The 18,111-nt window shown below is 55.0% G+C and carries 9 protein-coding genes; 8 read left to right on the plus strand and 1 reads right to left on the minus strand.

Annotated elements, in window-relative coordinates:
* The first annotated feature begins 24 nt into the window (after window positions 1–24).
* On the plus strand, window positions 25–2,058 hold the full coding sequence (locus BN4609_RS15085; RefSeq protein ID WP_068857322.1) for a RagB/SusD family nutrient uptake outer membrane protein: 2,034 nt from the start codon (window positions 25–27) through the stop codon (window positions 2,056–2,058).
* 175 nt (window positions 2,059–2,233) lie between these two features.
* A complete protein-coding gene (locus BN4609_RS15090; RefSeq protein ID WP_068857372.1) occupies window positions 2,234–5,434 on the plus strand; it encodes a C10 family peptidase in 3,201 nt (1,066 codons plus the stop codon).
* Between the two features lie 397 nt (window positions 5,435–5,831).
* Here BN4609_RS15090 and BN4609_RS16675 read toward each other — a convergent pair whose 3' ends face one another.
* A complete protein-coding gene (locus tag BN4609_RS16675; protein WP_164071711.1) occupies window positions 5,832–5,990 on the minus strand; it encodes a hypothetical protein in 159 nt (52 codons plus the stop codon).
* A 378-nt stretch (window positions 5,991–6,368) separates the two neighbouring features.
* On the opposite strand from BN4609_RS16675, the gene BN4609_RS15100 reads away from it, so the two are divergent.
* The 6 genes from BN4609_RS15100 to BN4609_RS15125 all read left to right on the plus strand — a co-directional run bounded on the left by BN4609_RS15100 (window position 6,369) and on the right by BN4609_RS15125 (window position 17,885).
* Window positions 6,369–8,642, plus strand: a complete 2,274-nt coding sequence (locus BN4609_RS15100) for a glycoside hydrolase family 95 protein (RefSeq protein WP_068857324.1) — start codon at window positions 6,369–6,371, stop codon at window positions 8,640–8,642.
* A 600-nt stretch (window positions 8,643–9,242) separates the two neighbouring features.
* On the plus strand, window positions 9,243–10,589 hold the full coding sequence (locus BN4609_RS15105; protein ID WP_068857325.1) for an IPT/TIG domain-containing protein: 1,347 nt from the start codon (window positions 9,243–9,245) through the stop codon (window positions 10,587–10,589).
* A gap of 37 nt (window positions 10,590–10,626) precedes the next feature.
* A complete protein-coding gene (locus BN4609_RS15110) occupies window positions 10,627–13,716 on the plus strand; it encodes a SusC/RagA family TonB-linked outer membrane protein (RefSeq protein WP_068857326.1) in 3,090 nt (1,029 codons plus the stop codon).
* 15 nt (window positions 13,717–13,731) lie between these two features.
* A complete protein-coding gene (locus BN4609_RS15115) occupies window positions 13,732–15,702 on the plus strand; it encodes a RagB/SusD family nutrient uptake outer membrane protein (RefSeq protein ID WP_068857327.1) in 1,971 nt (656 codons plus the stop codon).
* A gap of 22 nt (window positions 15,703–15,724) precedes the next feature.
* Window positions 15,725–16,702 carry a BT_3987 domain-containing protein gene (locus BN4609_RS15120; protein WP_068857328.1) on the plus strand — a complete coding sequence of 326 codons (978 nt, stop codon included), beginning with the start codon at window positions 15,725–15,727 and terminating at the stop codon, window positions 16,700–16,702.
* Window positions 16,703–17,564: 862 nt separating this feature from the next.
* Window positions 17,565–17,885, plus strand: coding sequence for a hypothetical protein (locus tag BN4609_RS15125; protein WP_068857329.1), 321 nt, complete (start codon window positions 17,565–17,567; stop codon window positions 17,883–17,885).
* Window positions 17,886–18,111 lie beyond the last annotated feature (226 nt).

Here is an 18,111-nt window from a genome sequence, read left to right on the forward strand (position 1 = left end):
ATGAACAGAGTAAATATCATGACTATGAAAAAAAGGGTTTTAAGTATATTCCTGTGTGGTTTGACGGTGTTTTCCTTCACGTCCTGCGAGGACTATTTCGACGATGTTCCGGATAACGCGACATCCTTGAAGGATGTGTTCTCCAACCGCGGACAGACCTTAGCATGGCTTACGAATGTCTATTCATATATCCCGGACAACCGCAGAATGCGTTGGTCTGACGGTCTGAGCTACTGCTGGCGCACCGCCAGCAACGAGGGCTATCTGCCATGGGACACGGGTACCGTGCCTCTGAGCGATGTCATCCTCGGCACAATGTATCCGTCCACAGGTTTCGTGAAGGATCTCTGGACCAACGGCTACCGTGCCATACAGTATGCCAACATCTATCTTGCCAACGTCGACAAGTGCTCCATGCTCACCGACGAGGAGAAGGAATGGACTAAGGCAGAGTGCCGTGTGCTCCGCGCCTATTATTACTTCTATCTCATGAAATGCTACGGACCGGTGCCTATTGTGGGCGACCGTGTGTATGGCGTTGCCGACCCTCTGGGCGACATGATGCTTCCGCGCAAGACCGTGGACGAGTGTTTCGAATACATCATAACTGAGATAAAGAATGCCATCAACGGCGGTCACCTTATCTCGCAGTTCAACAGCTCGGGCGAGTTCGACACACAGTTCCGCGGCAACATGACCGAGGAGGCTGCTCAGGCAATACTCGCCGAGGTCTATCTGTTCCGCGCAAGCTATATCTTCAACGGCGATCCTTACTACCAGACGCTGAAGAACAACGACGGTACTCTGCTCTTCCCGCAGAGCCGCGACAACTCCAAGTGGGAGGACGCGCGTGACGCCGCCCTTGCGATAATCAACAGCGGAAAGTACCAGCTTGAGTATCGCAACCTCGCGGGCGAGCAGGTTACTGACGTCAAGCAGTCCTGCCCGTACCAGTCATCGCGCTATGCGAGCCTCGGACTCAACACCAACCGTGAGATGATATTCTTCCGTTCCGGTTATAGTGCTGACGACTATCCGATGCGTCCGCGCCACACCGGTATCGACAACGCGCAGACAGGAGGAGGCGCTTTCTCTGTTCCGCTGCAGTTTGTCGACCTCTACTTCACCAATAAAGGTCTGCGCATAGAGGACGACCCGGACTATTTCACCTACGACACGGAAAACCCCACGAAGGAGAATGTGCGCACCATGCTTTCCACTACAGCATATAAGGACAAGTTCTCCGGCTACACCTACTTCACCCCGGGTTCGGGTTACTCGGTCATGAAGCAGTTCTACAACCGCGAGCCGCGCTTCTATCTGGGCATAACATTCCAGAACCGGAGGTGGGACTTCGACAATTCGCGCACCTATTACACCGTCATGTCGTTCAACGGAAACTCCGGACCTACCGGCAATACGCACGACTATCCTATCTTCGGAACCATCGGGCGTAAGCCTCTCAGCGAAGGAACGACTCCGTCGGGTGTCGACAACGCCGTCATCATACGTCTCGGTGAGGTTTACCTCAACTATGCCGAGGCATGCTGCGAGCTTGGCGACCTCGCCACAGCAATACACTACGTGAACCTCATCCGCAGCCGTGCGGGAGTGGCAGAGTATGTCGGACTCAACAGCGAAGACCAGACAGCGCGCGACGCGAGAGGCGAGACACGTATCGATCTCGGCAACCTCACGCAGGACCTCGTGCGCAAGGTTATCTACCGCGAGCGCATCATCGAGCTTGCCTTCGAGAACAAGTACTACTTCGACGTGCGCCGTTGGGGTGTTGCGGACATGGCTCAGGGCGACGGCTGGATATACCCGACATGGCACAAGGGCGGCGAAGGCGGTCAGATGGTCGGCTTCAACGTGAGCAACCTCGGAACCACGGAAGAGCAGACGAACGTACAGATGAACTTCTACAAGAGGGTACAGACCCAGACGAGAGTGTTCACCAAGCGTATGAGCTTCCTGCCTATACCGCAGGAGGAGGTGAACCGCGACCTCGAGATTGTGCAGAACACAGGTTGGGAGACCGACACCGACGAGGAATAATCCTGACCTGCCGCGCGGCTTCGGGCCGTGCGGAGCAGTCGCAGGAAAGACTGCTTTCACAACGATACTTTATGATGCCGCTGCCGCTCATGGCGAAAGCCATATGCCGGTGGCGGCATTTTCAGAAAACCGTACACATACGGTGGACATAACAACAAGAAACAAACACTTCATTATGAGAAAACAATCACTTCTTTTATCCTTGCTCCTTCTCTGTCCGCTTCTGCTGAGTGCCGGTCCGGTGTCGCGCGAGCAGGCAAGGAAGAGCGCCCTCTCGTTCATACAGCAGCGTGAGAGCAGCGGCGCGCGCAAGGCTCCGGCAAGTCCCGACAGCCGCCGTCTCACCGAGGTCGTCGCAGACCCCGCGTTCTATGTGTTCAACGTAGGCACAGGCTCAGGATTCGTCATGGTGTCGGCAAGCGACCGCACACAGCCCATCCTCGGCTATTCCGACAACGGCGCGTTCAGTCTCAACGGCGCGCCCGACCCGCTCAAGGAGTGGCTCACACGCCTCTCTTCGGTCATCACGGCTGTGGAGGAAGACCGCGCCATGCCTGCCTCCGCACCCCACCGTGCGGCAAGCAGCGGCAAGACAATCACCAAGAACTTCATCCCCACACTCGTACCGAGCCGTTGGAACCAGGGCGATCCCTACAACCTGCAGTGCCCCACCTACGACAACAACGGCGTGCCCACGCTCAGCGCGACAGGCTGTGTGGCTACGGCAATGGCGCAGATAATGTATTTCTGGCGGTGGCCGCAGGAGCCCACGACAGAAATCCCGGGATACACATCAGGCTGGAACAACACCACCGTAAACTATCCCGCGCTGCCCTCGGTCACCTTCGACTGGGACTCGATGACCGACACCTACGACGCCTCCTCGTCTGAGGAGAGCAAGCAGGCGGTAGCCGAGCTGATGCACTACGTGGGACGTTCGGTGCAGATGGGCTACGGACCGTCGTCGGGCGCAGCCTCCGTCAACACCGTGAACGCGCTGAAGAACTATTACGGATACGACAAGAACATGTACTACACGAGCCATGACCGCTACACCTATCAGGCTTGGGAAGACCTCATCTACTCCGAGCTGGCAGCCGGACGGCCCGTCCTCATGAACGGCGACACATCCACCCGCACCGGCGGACACGAATGGGTGTGCGACGGATATGACGGCAACGGATGCTTCCACATGAACTGGGGCTGGGGCGGAATGTGCGACGGATACTTCCTTCTCACCGTGATGTTCCCCGACCAGCAGGGCATTGGCGGAAGCACAAGCTCTGACGGATACTCCATGGGACAAGGCATCGTAGTGGGACTCCAGCCCGGCGAGCCCGGACAACAGGAGCCGGAGGAGACCGTGCGCATAAGTCTCTCCAACCTGAGGGTGCCCCAGACCGAGTACACACGCAACTCCGCAAACGGCTATTTCCGCTTCACCGTACAGTATGGAGCGGGTACCAACCTCTCTAACAGCTACAACTTCGACACCGCCTTCACGCTCTACGACGAGCAGGGCAACATCGTCAAGGAAGAGATAGGCACGGAGCGCAACTTCAACATCACGCCCGGCACATGGTGGCCCACACGCTCATGCGGAGTGACATTCGGTCCGGGACTCGCTGACGGAACCTATTTCATAAAGGGACGCAGCCGCCTCGCCGGCACCACAGAGTGGAACGAGGACGACAACTTCAACAAGGCATACATCAAGGCTGTGATATCCGGCACCACCAACCTGTCGCTCACAGTCTATCCGGCGGTAGACCTGACCGTCAACTCGCTCGACCTCATCGGCTCGGGTGGTGCGGGCACGGAGCTTAAAGTGAAAGCCAACATCACCAACAACGACACAGAGGAGTACTACCGCGACACATATCTGCTCGTGGACGGGAAGTGGGTGTCGGGCAACTGCATCGTGATTCCGGGCAGCAGCACCGACGACTACTACTTCAAGTACACCCCGACAACAGCCGGAGAGCACGAGTTCGCACTCTCGACATCAAAGGAGACCGCCGACGTATTCTACACTGTGACCAAGCGGGTGGACGAGGCTTACGTGCCGGAACTGTCCATCGTGATGAGCTCACTGAGCGAACGCGACGGCGACAGGATATACGGCAACTGCATGCGGCTACAGGTCAAGGTGACCAACAACGGCGACCGCCCATACCAGAGCTACATAGAGGCTTCGCCGTGGGAGGTCGAGGGAGGCTACTACTGGAAGCGTTCGTCGAGCCGTCAGGACATTGACCTCGACCCGGGACGCGACACCACGCTCGTATACGAGTTCCCCGACCTCAACTACGGAAGCCGTTACAACTTCCATGCCGACAGCAACGGCGGTGCGAGCGCAAACCTCGGCGACTTCACCTTCAATGAGGGCATACTCTACTGGACGCCTGACGGAGTGATGCACGGGGTAGCCAACCGTGCCGGATTCGTCGTAGACGAGAGCATGACAGCCGTTTCCTTCCCCGGACAGACGCCCGTGTCGTTCTCTCTCTCCGACAAGGTGAACACCAACACCGTACTCTATTTCGCCGACGGGGCAACCGTCAACGCGCGCGTTCTCAGCATCCTCAAGAACCGTGGACTGAACAATGTGGTGATAGGACCGGCGGCGGAGAACATCGTCATTGCCGACGGACTCGACTTCCTCGCGCCGAAGGCGTTCACGGCAGCCACCGTGAGCTACACCGCAGATGTGCCAGCCACGGCGGCGGACGCTCCGTGGAGCACGCTCGCACTGCCTTTCACGCCGCAGACCGTCGAGGCTGACGGACAGCCGGTGGAATGGTTCACATCCGCCACAGACAAGGGCAAGAGCCTCGTGGTGAAGGAGTTCAGCGCGGCTGAAGGCTCGGTTATGTACTTCGGATATGCTCAGGAGATACTCGCCAACCGTCCCTACATAGTGTCGTTCGCAGGCAATGAGGGCGGCACCGGTTATGACCTGAGCGGCAAGAAACTCGTGTTCGCCGCCACAGACGCCGTGATAGAACCTGTAGAGCGCATGTCTACCTACAGCACGGACTACAGTTTCGCGGGCACCACCACAGCCGCATCTGCCGACGGAGCCTACGTCCTCTCTCCTGACGGCACGTCGTTCCGCCGCGTGGAGGGCAGCTCGCAGACGAGTCCGTTCCGCGCCGTCATGGTGGCTAACAGCGACGAAGCCGCAGCCGTGAGCGTGCTCACAGTGGGCGGAAACGTGTCGACGTCCATCAGTGCGGTGGAGAGCGAGGCTCTCGACGGACAGCCCGTGTACAACCTGTCGGGCGTGAGAGTGGGCACATACGACGCCTCCTCCGGACTCGGCACGCTGCCGCGCGGTGTCTACATCGTGGGCGGCAAGAAGTTGGTGAGATGACACAGCACACTCATTGCCGTATGCCGTGAGGCAGAACGGCATGTTTATCCAGATTTCTTTTTAATGAAGCCGGCACGCGGATGTGCCGGCTTTATTCGTGTATTGTCCTTTCGTGTCAGGCTGTGTCCGCTTTGCAGGTGTGTCAGACGGATAGGCTGTGCCGCCCGTTCCGCTACGGATATATCCCACCGCGCGCTTTTCCGGTATGCATTCCGTCCGTCACGCTTCTTTATGCCGTATCCTCCCGAAAAACCGTTTTTATTATTCTTGAATGTTAAAAAACATCCTTTCCCGTGCGCCTGAAATTCTCTTATTTCCGTGCGGACGCCTTTCTGCCGGAAATACGCGCTTTTTCAGCCTTTTCCCTATCTCTCTGACATACAGCGGTTTTCATGTCTCAGGTTTCCGGAACAGCATCTCCCGACTTGCGGAAAAGGCTTTTCGGGACTGCGGAAGAGCCTCTTCCGTTGTGTGATAAAGGCTCTATGGCGGTGCTGTAAAGCCCGTTCTGCGGTGTGGAAGAGCCTTTTCCGTGTCGTGACACCGCCGGTTTCATGTCGCGTACGTGCTGTTTCCGGCTTGCAGAGAGTGCGTGGCGGCACATCTGATGCGTAGATTGCGCGAAACGATATGTTAAATGTTTAACATCCGTTAGCACACTGCCGCATTCACGGTATGCTTTTTGATATGCTCCGATATGTCTTATTTTATGAGTTGATATACTGTCTGTCTGTATATGATATATATCTTTCCTGTGTTTTACAAACATTTACTTATTTTACGAAAATTTTCCTATTATTTTTTTATTTTTCCTTTCCTAAGTTGTTATACGGTTATAGGGAGATTGCGGAATTACGGTTTCTGTCCGCCCGGTTTGCCCCGGACGATTCGGATTAAAGACCTCCCGCCGCATCAGGGAAACAATCTTAACTGTATGAAAACCATCACGAAACATACTCTGTATGTCCTTTTCTCGCTCTTGCCGGTATGCCAAGCCATGCCGGCGGATGCCCCGCGGAGTGTCCCTCTTGAGCTGTGGTATGACGAGCCTGCCGTGGAATGGATGACGTCAGCCCTGCCTTTGGGCAACGGCGACCTCGGAGCCATGTTCTTCGGAGGCGTGGCGCGCGAGCAGATACAGTTCAACGAGAAGAGCCTCTGGGCAGGTTCTCCTGAGAAGCGCGGCACCTACCGCAACTTCGGCAACATATACTTGGATTTCCTCACGCCCGACACCTGCTCCTCCTACCGCCGCTCGCTGTCGCTCGACGAGGGCATGGGGCGGGTGAGCTACACCATAGGCGGAGTGAGATATGAGCGCGAGTATTTCGCGAGCCATGCCGACAGCGTCATCGTGATGAGGCTCAGCACACCGGGAAACAGAGGGCGTCTGAACCTTGACATCAGCATGACCGACGGAGACGGGCGCATGGCTGTGACGGGCGACGGCATGCTCGCCTTCAGCGGACGGCTCGACCTGCTCTGCTACGAGGCTCAGGCTGTGGTGAGGACAGAGGGCGGAACGCTTGCCGGGGTGGACGGACGGCTGATGGTGAGAGGCGCCGACGCAGTGACGGTGGTGCTTGCCGCCGCCACCGATTTCGACCTCTCGTCGCCCACATACACACGTGGCGGAGCGCGCGGGGTGCATGCCGGTGTGTCGGGACGGGTGGAGCGCGCCTGCGCGATGGATTACGGCAGACTGCGCCAGCGTCATGTGGACGACTATGTGAGCCTCTTCGGGCGCGTGGCTCTGCGGCTGACTGACAGCGTGCCGCAGTATACTACCGACGAACTGCTGCGCAATCATAAGTACAACAACTGGCTCGACGTGCTCTGTTTCCAGTACGGACGCTATCTCATGATAAGCTCGTCGCGGGGAGGGTCGGTACCGTCAAACCTTCAGGGACTGTGGAACCACGTGAACAATCCGCCATGGGAGTGCGACTACCACAGCAACATAAACATACAGATGAACTACTGGCCCGCCGAGGTTGCCAACCTTGCCGAGTGCCACATGCCTTTCATCAGCTACGTGAGCACCGAAGCCATGAAGCCGGACGGCTCCTGGCGGCGCGTGGCAGAGAGCGAGGGATGCCGCGGATGGGCTGTCCGCACGCAGAACAACCTGTTCGGCTACACCGACTGGCTCATCAACCGGCCTGCCAATGCGTGGTATTGCACACATCTGTGGCAGCATTATGCCTACGGGCTTGACCGTGACTACCTGCGCCGTGTGGCGTGGCCCGTGATGAGGTCGACGTGTCTCTACTGGTTTGACAGGCTTAAGATGAAGGACGGAAAGCTCGTCGCGCCCGACGACTGGTCGCCGGAGCACGGTCCGTGGGAGGACGGTCCGGCATACGCCCAGCAGCTGGTCCACGAACTGTTCGCCAACACTCTTGAGGCGGCAGAGGCGTTGGGCGAGGACAGCGGTTTCACCGACAGTCTCAGGACGAGGCTCTCACAGCTCGACAACGGTCTGCGCATAGGCAGCCGGGGACAGCTGCGGGAGTGGCTTGAGACCGACGACACGCCCGACGACCGTCACCGTCATCTGTCCCATCTCATGGCTCTCTATCCGCTGTCGGGCATCTCCGCCCTTACCGACCGCCGTCTGGCTGACGCCGCGAGAGTGTCGCTCTCATGGCGGGGCGACGGTGCCACGGGCTGGAGCAGGGCATGGAAGGTGGCGTGCTGGGCACGTCTGAATGACGGAGAGCGCGCTTACCGTCTGCTGAAAAAGGCGCAGAACATGACCGATGTCACCGTGGTGAGCATGGACGACAATGCCGGAGGAATGTACTCAAACCTCTTCTGCGCGCATCCGTCGTTCCAGATTGACGGCAATTTCGGCACCACCGCCGCCATAGCCGAGATGCTTCTGCAGAACAGCGTGCGCGGGGTGTGGCTCCTTCCCGCGCTGCCCAAGGAGTGGGCGGACGGCAGTTTCAGCGGACTGCGGGCGCACGGTGGCTTCACGTTCGATGCTGAGTGGACGGGCGGACGTCTGACCGGCGTCGTGGTGAGGTCGGAGTGCGGCGGATTGTGCAGGCTTTACCTGCCCGGCATGGAGGTGCGCGGGGTGAGAGGAAAGTACGGACTCAGGGTGAGGCACACCACATCTTCGGACGGTTCTGTTGAGTTCATGACCAAGCCTGGACGCACCTACCGCATATCCCTCCGTCCGCTTCCTGACAGTGAGTAGGACGGCGGTGTGGCGCAGGCGGTTCCCTCCCGACAGGAAAAGATGCATGTGTAAAAACATCGCATGATATTCTGTTCCTTACAATCACATATGACATAGGTCGCATAAGACCGAAAACGATAACCCAAACTATTAAATAACTTTATTAACTTAAACATCCTCAAATCCTCAACTAAGCCCTTCAACGTCCTTCTTGCGTGTACATGTCCTCTCTTACTGAATTAGCAGATAAATTGAGGTAGAAATCCCCACTGCAACCCTCAATATTCCCTTACCCCACAATGCGACTTGAGGCAATACGCAGTATCATACCCATAAGTTGTAGGCGTTATCCAAAATCAGTCTGAAAAATGTCTGCGTAAGCATTATTACAGGTATAGATATTCAGCANCTCCATGATAGAAAATATTCCTCCAAAAGGAGTGAGTTTCTCAGATTTAATTTGTATTTTTGCCATGTCTATCGTCGGATTTTCTTGTTTATTTTTTGCAACACTAAGATAAGTGAATTCTTCGACATGGCAAAATCCTGAGCAACTTTTTGTTGCTCAGGTACTTAAAAAGTTTAATTTATAATAGTGTTGCGGAATTAAGGAACATTATGAACAGATTGTTTAAATTCTCTTTAGTGTTTGCAGTCGCCGCTACAGCCTTTCTGGGATGTGCCGACAACGACATCGCGGAGGACAGACAAGTGGTCTATCCGCCTGATGCAAACAAGGAATCCAAGTTCGTCTCGTTCTCTCCAGACAGTGGAGGAGTGGGCACACAGTTGATTATCAAGGGTCAGAACCTCGGCACCGACACGAGCTATCTGCGCGTGACGGTGAACGACAAGAAGGCTGCGATAATCGGAGTGAGAAACGATTACATCTACGCGGTGGTTCCTGCGCGCGCCGACACCGGGCTTGTGAAGCTCTATGTGGGCAAGGGAGACAACGTGAAGGAGTTTGTCTCGACAAAGGAGTTCCGCTATAAGTATAAGCGCAACGTGTCGACTCTTGCCGGACAGAACGGCAACGCGAGCCGTGACGACGGCGAGTACGACGTGGCGACATTCCGCCGTCCGTGGGCGCTTTTCCACGACAACGACGACGTGATATATGAGATTGACGAGGGACGAGGCACAAACAAGGACGGTGCCCTGCGCAAACTGTACGAGGGACTGGTCGAGACGCTCATCCAATGCAGCTCGGGTCCGTTCCAGTCGCCCACCGCTGCGGCGTTCAATGTGGCTCAGGACACCATCTACATGGTGCATCTCTACAATCCCGACAACTGCACCTCAAAGGTGGGACTGATAGCCATCTCGCGTGCGAGCGGGTTTGTCGATGTGAAGCCTTTGGTGAGAATGAACGACCCCAAGTGCACCGGCATTGCCATAAACCCTGTGAACAACGACATCATATTCAACAACCAGAGCGACGGCTATCTCTACCGCTATTCTGAAAACACCAATATTGACGAGGCGTACACGCGGCTCATACGTGTCAACAATGCCACCAACACCGAGCTGAAGCTCGCTTTCAGCAACGACGGCAGGTATCTGTATGCGGCTGTGAAAAACCGTCACTGCATCTTCCGCATGCCTTACGACATCACTACAAAGACTCTGGGCACTGCCGAACTGTGGGCAGGACAGTGGGACACGTCAGGCTATCAGAACGGAATAGGTACGTCCGCGCTGTTCGACCAGCCGAGTGCCATCGAGTTTGACGAGGACGGCAACCTGTACGTAGCTGACAAGTACAACCACTGTATCAGACGAATCACTCCCGACGGAGAGGTGTCTCTCTATGCCGGTATGCCGCGCACGAGCGGTTACAAGGACGGTCTGCCCGACGTGGCGATGTTCAACCGTCCCGAGGGACTTACCATCCTGTCAGACCAGTCGATTATTGTAGCCGACAGGGAGAATCACGTCATACGCAAGGTAGTCGTGGAGTGATAACATAACATTACAAATGCAATAAAATAGAAGTTTCATGAAAAAGATATTGTTACTGATGCTCCTGTGTGTCGTTCAGGTGGCTGCATTTGCCCAGGACGCTTCCGTCACCGTGAAAGGTGTCGTGCAGGACAGTAAGGGAGAACCCATAATGGGTGCCGTTGTCATCGTGAAGAACCAGCCGGGTCTGGGTTCGTCGACAGACGTGAACGGCGCTTTCAAGATAACAACCGGCAAGTATGAGATTCTGGAGGTGACCTATCTGGGATTCGAGAAGCAGGAAGTGCCGGTGGTGAGCATAAAGGATTACGACAATCTTGTCATCGTAATGAAGGAGCAAAGTCAGGAAGTGGACGAAGTGGTCGTCACCGCAAGCGGCGCGCAGAAGAAGAAAACGGTCACCGGAGCGTTCACCACGGTTGACGTGAAGCAGCTCAACGCCCCTTCGGGCAATCTCTCCAACTCTCTCGGAGGTGTCGTTCCGGGTATCATAACACAGCAGCTCTCGGGCGAACCGGGCGAGAACCAGTCTGACTTCTGGATTCGCGGTATCTCCACTTTCGGCGCCAACGCCAGCGCGCTTGTGCTTGTCGACGGTATCGAACGCAGTCTGAACGAGATTCCGGTAGAGGACATCGAGTCGTTCTCCGTGCTCAAGGACGCGTCCGCCACAGCCGTATACGGTAACCGTGGAGCCAACGGAGTGGTGCTCATCACAACGAAGAAGGGTGAGAAAGGAAAGATACGCATCAGCGGTAAGCTCCAGTACGGCTACAACCAGACAGGCAAACTGCCCGAGTATGCCAACGCTTCAGACTACGCGCGGCTCGCAAACGAGGCGCGGCTCGCACGCTATCAGTCACCGCTATACTCCGACGAGGAGCTTTATATCATACAGAACAATCTTGATCCTGACCTTTATCCTAACGTAGACTGGCAGGACCTGATGCTCAAGAACGGCGCGTCGCAGTATCGCGCGCAGCTCAGTTTCACCGGAGGAGGTGACAATGCGACATACTATGTGTCCGGTGCCTACTTCAATGAGGACGGTATCTACCGCACAAGAAGCGCGGAGAACAAATACAACACCAACTCTACCTATGAGCGTTATAACTACCGTGCCAACACAACGATGAACATCACGCGCAGCACGGTGCTCTCAGTCGGCATCGGAGGCTACCTCATCAACCGCACGCAGCCGGGCAGCACGTCGGCTGACATATGGAAGGCGTTCTCCGAATACACACCGCTCACCACTCCGAGAAAGTGGTCGACAGGGCAGTGGCCTATAGTCAACGGAAAGAAAACTCCCGAGTTTCTCATGACGCAGACGGGTTACAAGACCATCTGGCAGAACAAGATGGAGACTAACGTGAGCCTCGACCAGAAGCTCGACTTCATAACAAAGGGTCTCACTTTCTCCGGTACGTTCGCCTTCGACACATGGAACGACAACACCATCACGCGCTCGAAGTCGCCCGAACTGTGGAGTGCGCAGAACTACCGCGACGGTTACGGCAAGCTCATTCTCAAACGCGAGCAGGACGTACAACCCATGACCCAGACCTCATCGACTACCGGAACGAAGCGTTATTATCTGCAAGCCAAGCTGGAATATGACCGCCTTTTCGCCCGCGACCATCAGGTGAACGGTCTTCTCATGGTCTATCAGGAGGAGAATTCCGACACAAACCTCGGCAGCGACATCATCGCCTCGATACCCAAACGCAACCTTGCCTACTCCGGACAGGTGCGCTACGCCTACAAGTCGCGCTATCTTTTCGAGTTCAACTTCGGCTATACCGGCTCGGAGAACTTTGAGAAAGGCAAGCAGTTCGGATTCTTCCCGGCATTCTCCGCAGGCTGGGTGCTCTCGGAGGAACCGTGGATAAGGAAGGCGTTACCGTGGCTCGAGTTCTTCAAGATAAGAGGCTCATGGGGTGAGGTAGGTAACGACAAGATTGGCGGAGACACCCGTTTCCCGTACATCTCGCTTATTTCCGAGATAGGCTCGTCGGGCAGTTACGCCTTCGGACAGTTCGGAAGCAACTACATCACAGGCTACCGTATGACCACAGTCGGCACTCCCAACCTCACATGGGAGAAGGCAACGAAGTGGGATATAGGCGTAGACTGGTCTATATTCAACGGTATGTTCACCGGAACAGTGGACTACTTCAGGGACAACCGTGACGATATCTTCATGCGGAGAAACAACATGCCGCTGTCCACAGGACTCGCCGACCAGACTCCGATGGCTAATGTCGGACGCATGAGATCGTATGGTTTTGACGGCAACATAGCGTTCAACCACAAGATAGGTGAGGTCAATTTCACCCTGAGAGCGAACATGACGTATCAGAATACGGAGATTCTCGACCAGGATGAAGCCGCAAACGAGTTCTGGTATAAGATGAGCCGTGGCTTCCGTCAGGGGCAGACCCGCGGATTCATTGCGCTCGGACTGTTCAAGGACGAGGAAGACATCAAGTCGAGTCCGTCGCAGGACGCGCTGGCAAACTTCCCCATCCTGCCCGGTGACATAAAGTATAAGGACGTGAACGGAGACGGTGTCATCACCGAGGACGACATTGTGCCGATAGGCTACCGCAACACTCCGGGTCTGATATACGGTTTCGGTTTCAGTGCGGCATGGCGCAATTTCGGTATGAACCTTCTGTTCCAGGGAGCCGGAAAGCGTACGTTCTTCGTGGGCGGCAACGGTCCTCACGCATTCCACGACGGTGCTACGGGCAACATACTCCAGCGCATGGTTGAGGAGGAAAGATGGATTCCGAGCGACATCTCGGGAACCACCGATACGGAGAATCCCAACGCTCCGTGGCCGCGACTCACCTATACGAACAACAATAACAACAACCGCGCATCCACATACTGGATGAAAGACGGAAGCTATCTGCGTCTGAAGAACCTCGAAATAACCTATGACGTTCCGAGAGAATGGATACAGCATCTGCGCCTTACAGGTCTGCGCCTGGGCTTCATAGGCGAGAACCTGTTCACATGGAGCCCGTTCAAGTGGTGGGATCCGGAAGGAAACAACGAGAGCGGCAACGCTTATCCTATCAGCCGGACATTCTCTTTCTATCTAAGTTTCAATCTATAACACAACAACAAGGTCATGAAAAAGATTTTATTATATATATTTTTGCCGATTGTCGCAGGCGGAATGTTCTCTTCGTGCGCCGATTATCTGGACGTGGACAAGTATTTCTATGACCAGCTTTCCATCGACTCGGCTTTCTCCAAAAGGAAGTATGTGGACGGATGGCTGTCTAACGCGTTCGAGCCAATACAGTATATAACTGAAGGGGAAGGCATGCGCAGGTGGATGAGTGATGACATCGTGAAGTATGAAGGGCGCGACTACCAGAACGGAAACTACAGTGCCACGACAAACAACGGTGACAGCGAGAACCTTCTTTACAAGGCTTACGAGGCTGTGCGCAAGGCTTCCACCTTCATAGACAATGTGGACCGATGCGGCGAACTTACCGAGGTGGAGAAAGCCGACATGAAAGGGCAGATGCGGTTCATACGTGCCTATGCCTACTGGTCGCTCATACGCCACTTCGGACCGGTGCCTCTCATCCCTGAGCACGGGCTCGACGTGAGTCTGTCTTACGAGGAACTGTCTTTGCCGAGAGCCTCTCTCGACGAGATTGTGGCGTTCATCGACCAGGACCTTGTGGTTGCCGCGCGCTCCCTTCCAATGGTGCGCACCGTGAACAACATGGGTCGTCCCACACGCGGAGCGGCTCTTGCGCTGCGTGCGAGAATACTGCTCTGGGTGGCAAGTCCGCTCATGAACGGCAACAGAGACCTCTTCAACGTGAAGGACAACCGCGGACGCCAGCTCGTGCCGCAGGAATATGACGAGTCCAAATGGGCTAAGGCAGCCGCCGCAGCCAAGGAAGTGATGGATCTGGGAATATACGAGCTCTACACCATAGAGCCTTCCCCGGACACCCCCGAGTATGAGCGTCCGCCTTACAACGCCGAGTTCTCCGACAAGAACTTCCCCGACGGATGGGCTGATGTTGACCCTTATCTCTCCTACAAGTCCATCTTCGACGGTACGATAATAGGCTCGAAGAACCCCGAACTCATCTTCACACGCACGAGCAGGGGCAACGAGCAGATAAACCACTGGGTGTCAAACTGCATGCCGCGCACGCTAAGCGGCTCCAACCTCATAGGCGTGTCGCAGAAGCAGGTGGACGCTTACTACATGGACAACGGCCAGACCATACAGGAGGCTGAGGCTACGGGATATTATAAGGAAGACGGTTTCACCACGTCGAGCAACCCGCTCAACGAGGGCGGCGCGCCGTTCCTGCCGGCAAACGTGTCGTGGCAGTACGCTCACAGGGAGCCCCGCTTCTATGCGTCGATAGCCTATTGCGGCTCCATATGGGTATGCGCGAGCGCGAATGAGGCACAATACCGCAACAAGCAGATATTCTACTATCGCGACCTGAACGACGGCAAGCAGGGCTTCAAGGAGGACTGTCCGCTCACGGGTATAGGCTTCAAGAAGTTCGTCAACGACGAAGATGCCTTCACGCAGGGCGGCTACCGCATGGACAAAACCGAGAACACGATACGCTATGCGGAGATGCTGCTCATCTATGCGGAGGCTCTCAACGAGCTCACTCCGGGCAAGTCGTACACCGTGGAACGCTATAACGGGGAGACGATGACCGTGCAGCGCGACGTCAACGAGATGCGCTCTGCCATGAAACCCATACGCATGCGTGCCGGAGTGCCCGACTTCGACGATGTGGTATACGCCAACCAGGAGCTCTTCCGCACCGCTCTCAAGCGCGAAAGACAGATAGAACTCGTGGGCGAGAACTGTTTCAGATACTACGACCTGCGCCGTTGGAAGGATGCGTTGCTTGAGGAGAACCAGCCGCTTATGGGTTGCAACATCAACATAAGCGACGACGTGACACGTGTACAGGAGTTCTACCGCCCCACCGTAGTGGCTTCGATGCCTAAGGTGTTCACACAGAGGATGTATCTGTGGCCCTTCCCCGACAAGGAGATGAAGCGCAACGTGAACCTTACGCAAAACCCCGGATGGTAACCATTTTAACACAATGACAATCATGAAAAGAATATATTTCAACAAGATAATGAAAGGCGTGGCTGCCGCAGCGGTGCTCTTCGGAGCGGCGTCGTGCAGCGACGACCTCGACTATGAGTTGTTCACGAAGTACACTTACCTGATGAACAACGGATGGCAGGAGAACATCGAGATGGAGATAAACGAGGACAACACCGTCGACCTGCCCGTATATTTCGGTGTGAACGGCACCACCGGCAACAGCAAGGACATCAGTCTGACTCTCGCCGTGGACGAGGACACGCTTGCCGACTACAACTTCGACAAGAACAAGTATGACGAGGAGTCTTACTATCTGCTGCTGCCTGAAGACTGCTATGCTTTCGACAAGACCGTCTACACCATTCCCGCAGGCAGTCTCAATGCCGGAGGAGTGTGCAAGATAGACCTTAACAAGCTGCGCGAGCACAACATCTACGCCGAGTATGTGCTCCCTATCAAGATCGCGACGTCGGAGGGTGAGCCTGTGGGACCGTCCAAATACACCAAGGCTCTTTATTTCCTTAATCTGAAAAACGAGTATTCCGGCATCTATTCCGGCAACGGAAACATGAAGCAGATAGGCACGTCTTACACCACGCAGGCTACCGGAAAGCAGCTCTACGCCATATCCAGAAAGGAATGCTATCTGTATGCCGGAAACGTGGACCGTACGACAACGGGTCGCAGCAGCTTCATTCTCAACCTGCATTTCAACGATGACGGAACGATAAAGCTGACGGCTCTGAACGACGCCATAGAACTGAAGGAGATATCGGGAACGTATAACTTCAAGTTCTATGAGAACACGTCGGACACGCGCAAGCTCATCATGATGACCACATTATACCTGAAGTATGAGTATAAGGACATCACCATAACCGACCGCGACGTGCGCTACAGCTACGAGGCGACGCTCACCAAGAGCGAGGACGTGTTCAAGTCTGACTATCCGGATGCGTCCATTGAAGTGGAAGATTAGTAATTTTATTTTATTAGTTAGGTTGATGGAGTGCGCGCCGTGAGGCGCGGCTCCTTTTTGTTTTGCTGTCCGCGGCACGGTGTTGTGCCTGTGAGCCTCCGCCGCGCAGTGTCGGCGGCACCGCCGTATGCCTGCCTCCGTCATCGCGCTTACGGTTTTTCCAGCCGCAGACCGGTTTTTCCAGCAGTATATATGATTTCGTTTACCCCGCTGCCCGCCCAAAAGTAGAGACGCAAAATCTTGCGTCTCACGAGCAAGAAGTGCGCTTGCAGGTGAATGGTTATGATGCGTATGGCGTGCGATAGGTTGCGTCTCACGAGCAAGGATTGCGCTGACAGGCGATTGGTTATCATGTGTATGGCTTGCAATGGGTTGTGCCTCACGGACAAGGAATATGATTATGACTGTTTGATTATTGCAGGTATGGTTTGTACTTACCTTCTCGTGAGACGCAAGATTTTGCGTCTCTACAGGCTGGCGCCATTGTAATAACACAACATGATTTGCTGTCTTATTTCGCTGCCTGCAAAAAGTAGAGACGCAAAATCTTGCGTCTCACGAGCAAGAAATGCGCTGGCTGGCGATTGATTATCATGTGTATGGCTTGCGATGGGTTGTGCCTCACGGGCAACGAATTCGATTATAATGATTTGATTATTGCAGGTATGGTTTGTACTTACCTTCTCGTGAGACGCAAGATTTTGCGTCTCTACAGGCTGACGCCGTTGTGGTGGTGTCATGAAAGTATGGGGTATGGGTGGGTGGCGGGACGATATTGTGTACGGGTGTTTATCCTTCCGCTGTCTCTCCGTCAAATACCTGCATGCATATTTATGCAATTCCGAAGTAAAAAATTTTGACAATGGAAAATCGCGAAATAGAAAACGGGGGCATGCGGAAGAGGCTTTTCCGCTGCCGTAACCATGGTATGGAATGTCCGGATGTGGCGCGTCGGGATGCGGAAAAGGCTCTTCTGTGTTGCGGAAAAGGCTGTGCCAACATGCTGTACGTGCTCTTCCGGCAGGCGAAACGGGCTTTCCGGCAGTGTCATACGGGCTCTTTCGCGGTGCGACGGCAGCGGTTTTATATGGCTGAATGGCGTAAATCGTTGTGTGTAAATGTGATGCGGAAAGTGCTCAAAAGTGGCGTATTTGCGCCCGAAGTGCTGCCCGGACGCAAATAACCGCTTATTTTCGCGTTATGGAATATTCTTATGCGTTCCGCGATGTCTTGTTCTGCATATTTATGCATTCCCTTTCACGGCACATCCTTTGTTGTGGATTGCGGTGGTGTTATGCGTCATCGTGTTACGCCTTTCTGCCGTTGCCTGACGCGCGATGGTGCATATCATTCTTTTTCCTTGTTTAATTTGTCGTTTTTATTGGGTAGAACCGGATTTTTGCATTATC

The organism is Leyella lascolaii, assembly GCF_900079775.1.
Lineage (GTDB): Bacteria > Bacteroidota > Bacteroidia > Bacteroidales > Bacteroidaceae > Prevotella > Prevotella lascolaii.

What these genes read in the sequence shown, in the direction of transcription:
- BN4609_RS15085 (WP_068857322.1), top strand. Translation starts at nt 25, where the DNA reads ATGAAAAAAAGGGTTTTAAGTATATTCCTGTGTGGTTTGACGGTGTTT.
- BN4609_RS15090 (WP_068857372.1), top strand. Translation starts at nt 2,234, where the DNA reads ATGAGAAAACAATCACTTCTTTTATCCTTGCTCCTTCTCTGTCCGCTT.
- BN4609_RS16675 (WP_164071711.1), bottom strand. Translation starts at nt 5,990, where the DNA reads ATGAAACCGGCGGTGTCACGACACGGAAAAGGCTCTTCCACACCGCAG.
- BN4609_RS15100 (WP_068857324.1), top strand. Translation starts at nt 6,369, where the DNA reads ATGAAAACCATCACGAAACATACTCTGTATGTCCTTTTCTCGCTCTTG.
- BN4609_RS15105 (WP_068857325.1), top strand. Translation starts at nt 9,243, where the DNA reads ATGAACAGATTGTTTAAATTCTCTTTAGTGTTTGCAGTCGCCGCTACA.
- BN4609_RS15110 (WP_068857326.1), top strand. Translation starts at nt 10,627, where the DNA reads ATGAAAAAGATATTGTTACTGATGCTCCTGTGTGTCGTTCAGGTGGCT.
- BN4609_RS15115 (WP_068857327.1), top strand. Translation starts at nt 13,732, where the DNA reads ATGAAAAAGATTTTATTATATATATTTTTGCCGATTGTCGCAGGCGGA.
- BN4609_RS15120 (WP_068857328.1), top strand. Translation starts at nt 15,725, where the DNA reads ATGAAAAGAATATATTTCAACAAGATAATGAAAGGCGTGGCTGCCGCA.
- BN4609_RS15125 (WP_068857329.1), top strand. Translation starts at nt 17,565, where the DNA reads ATGGAAAATCGCGAAATAGAAAACGGGGGCATGCGGAAGAGGCTTTTC.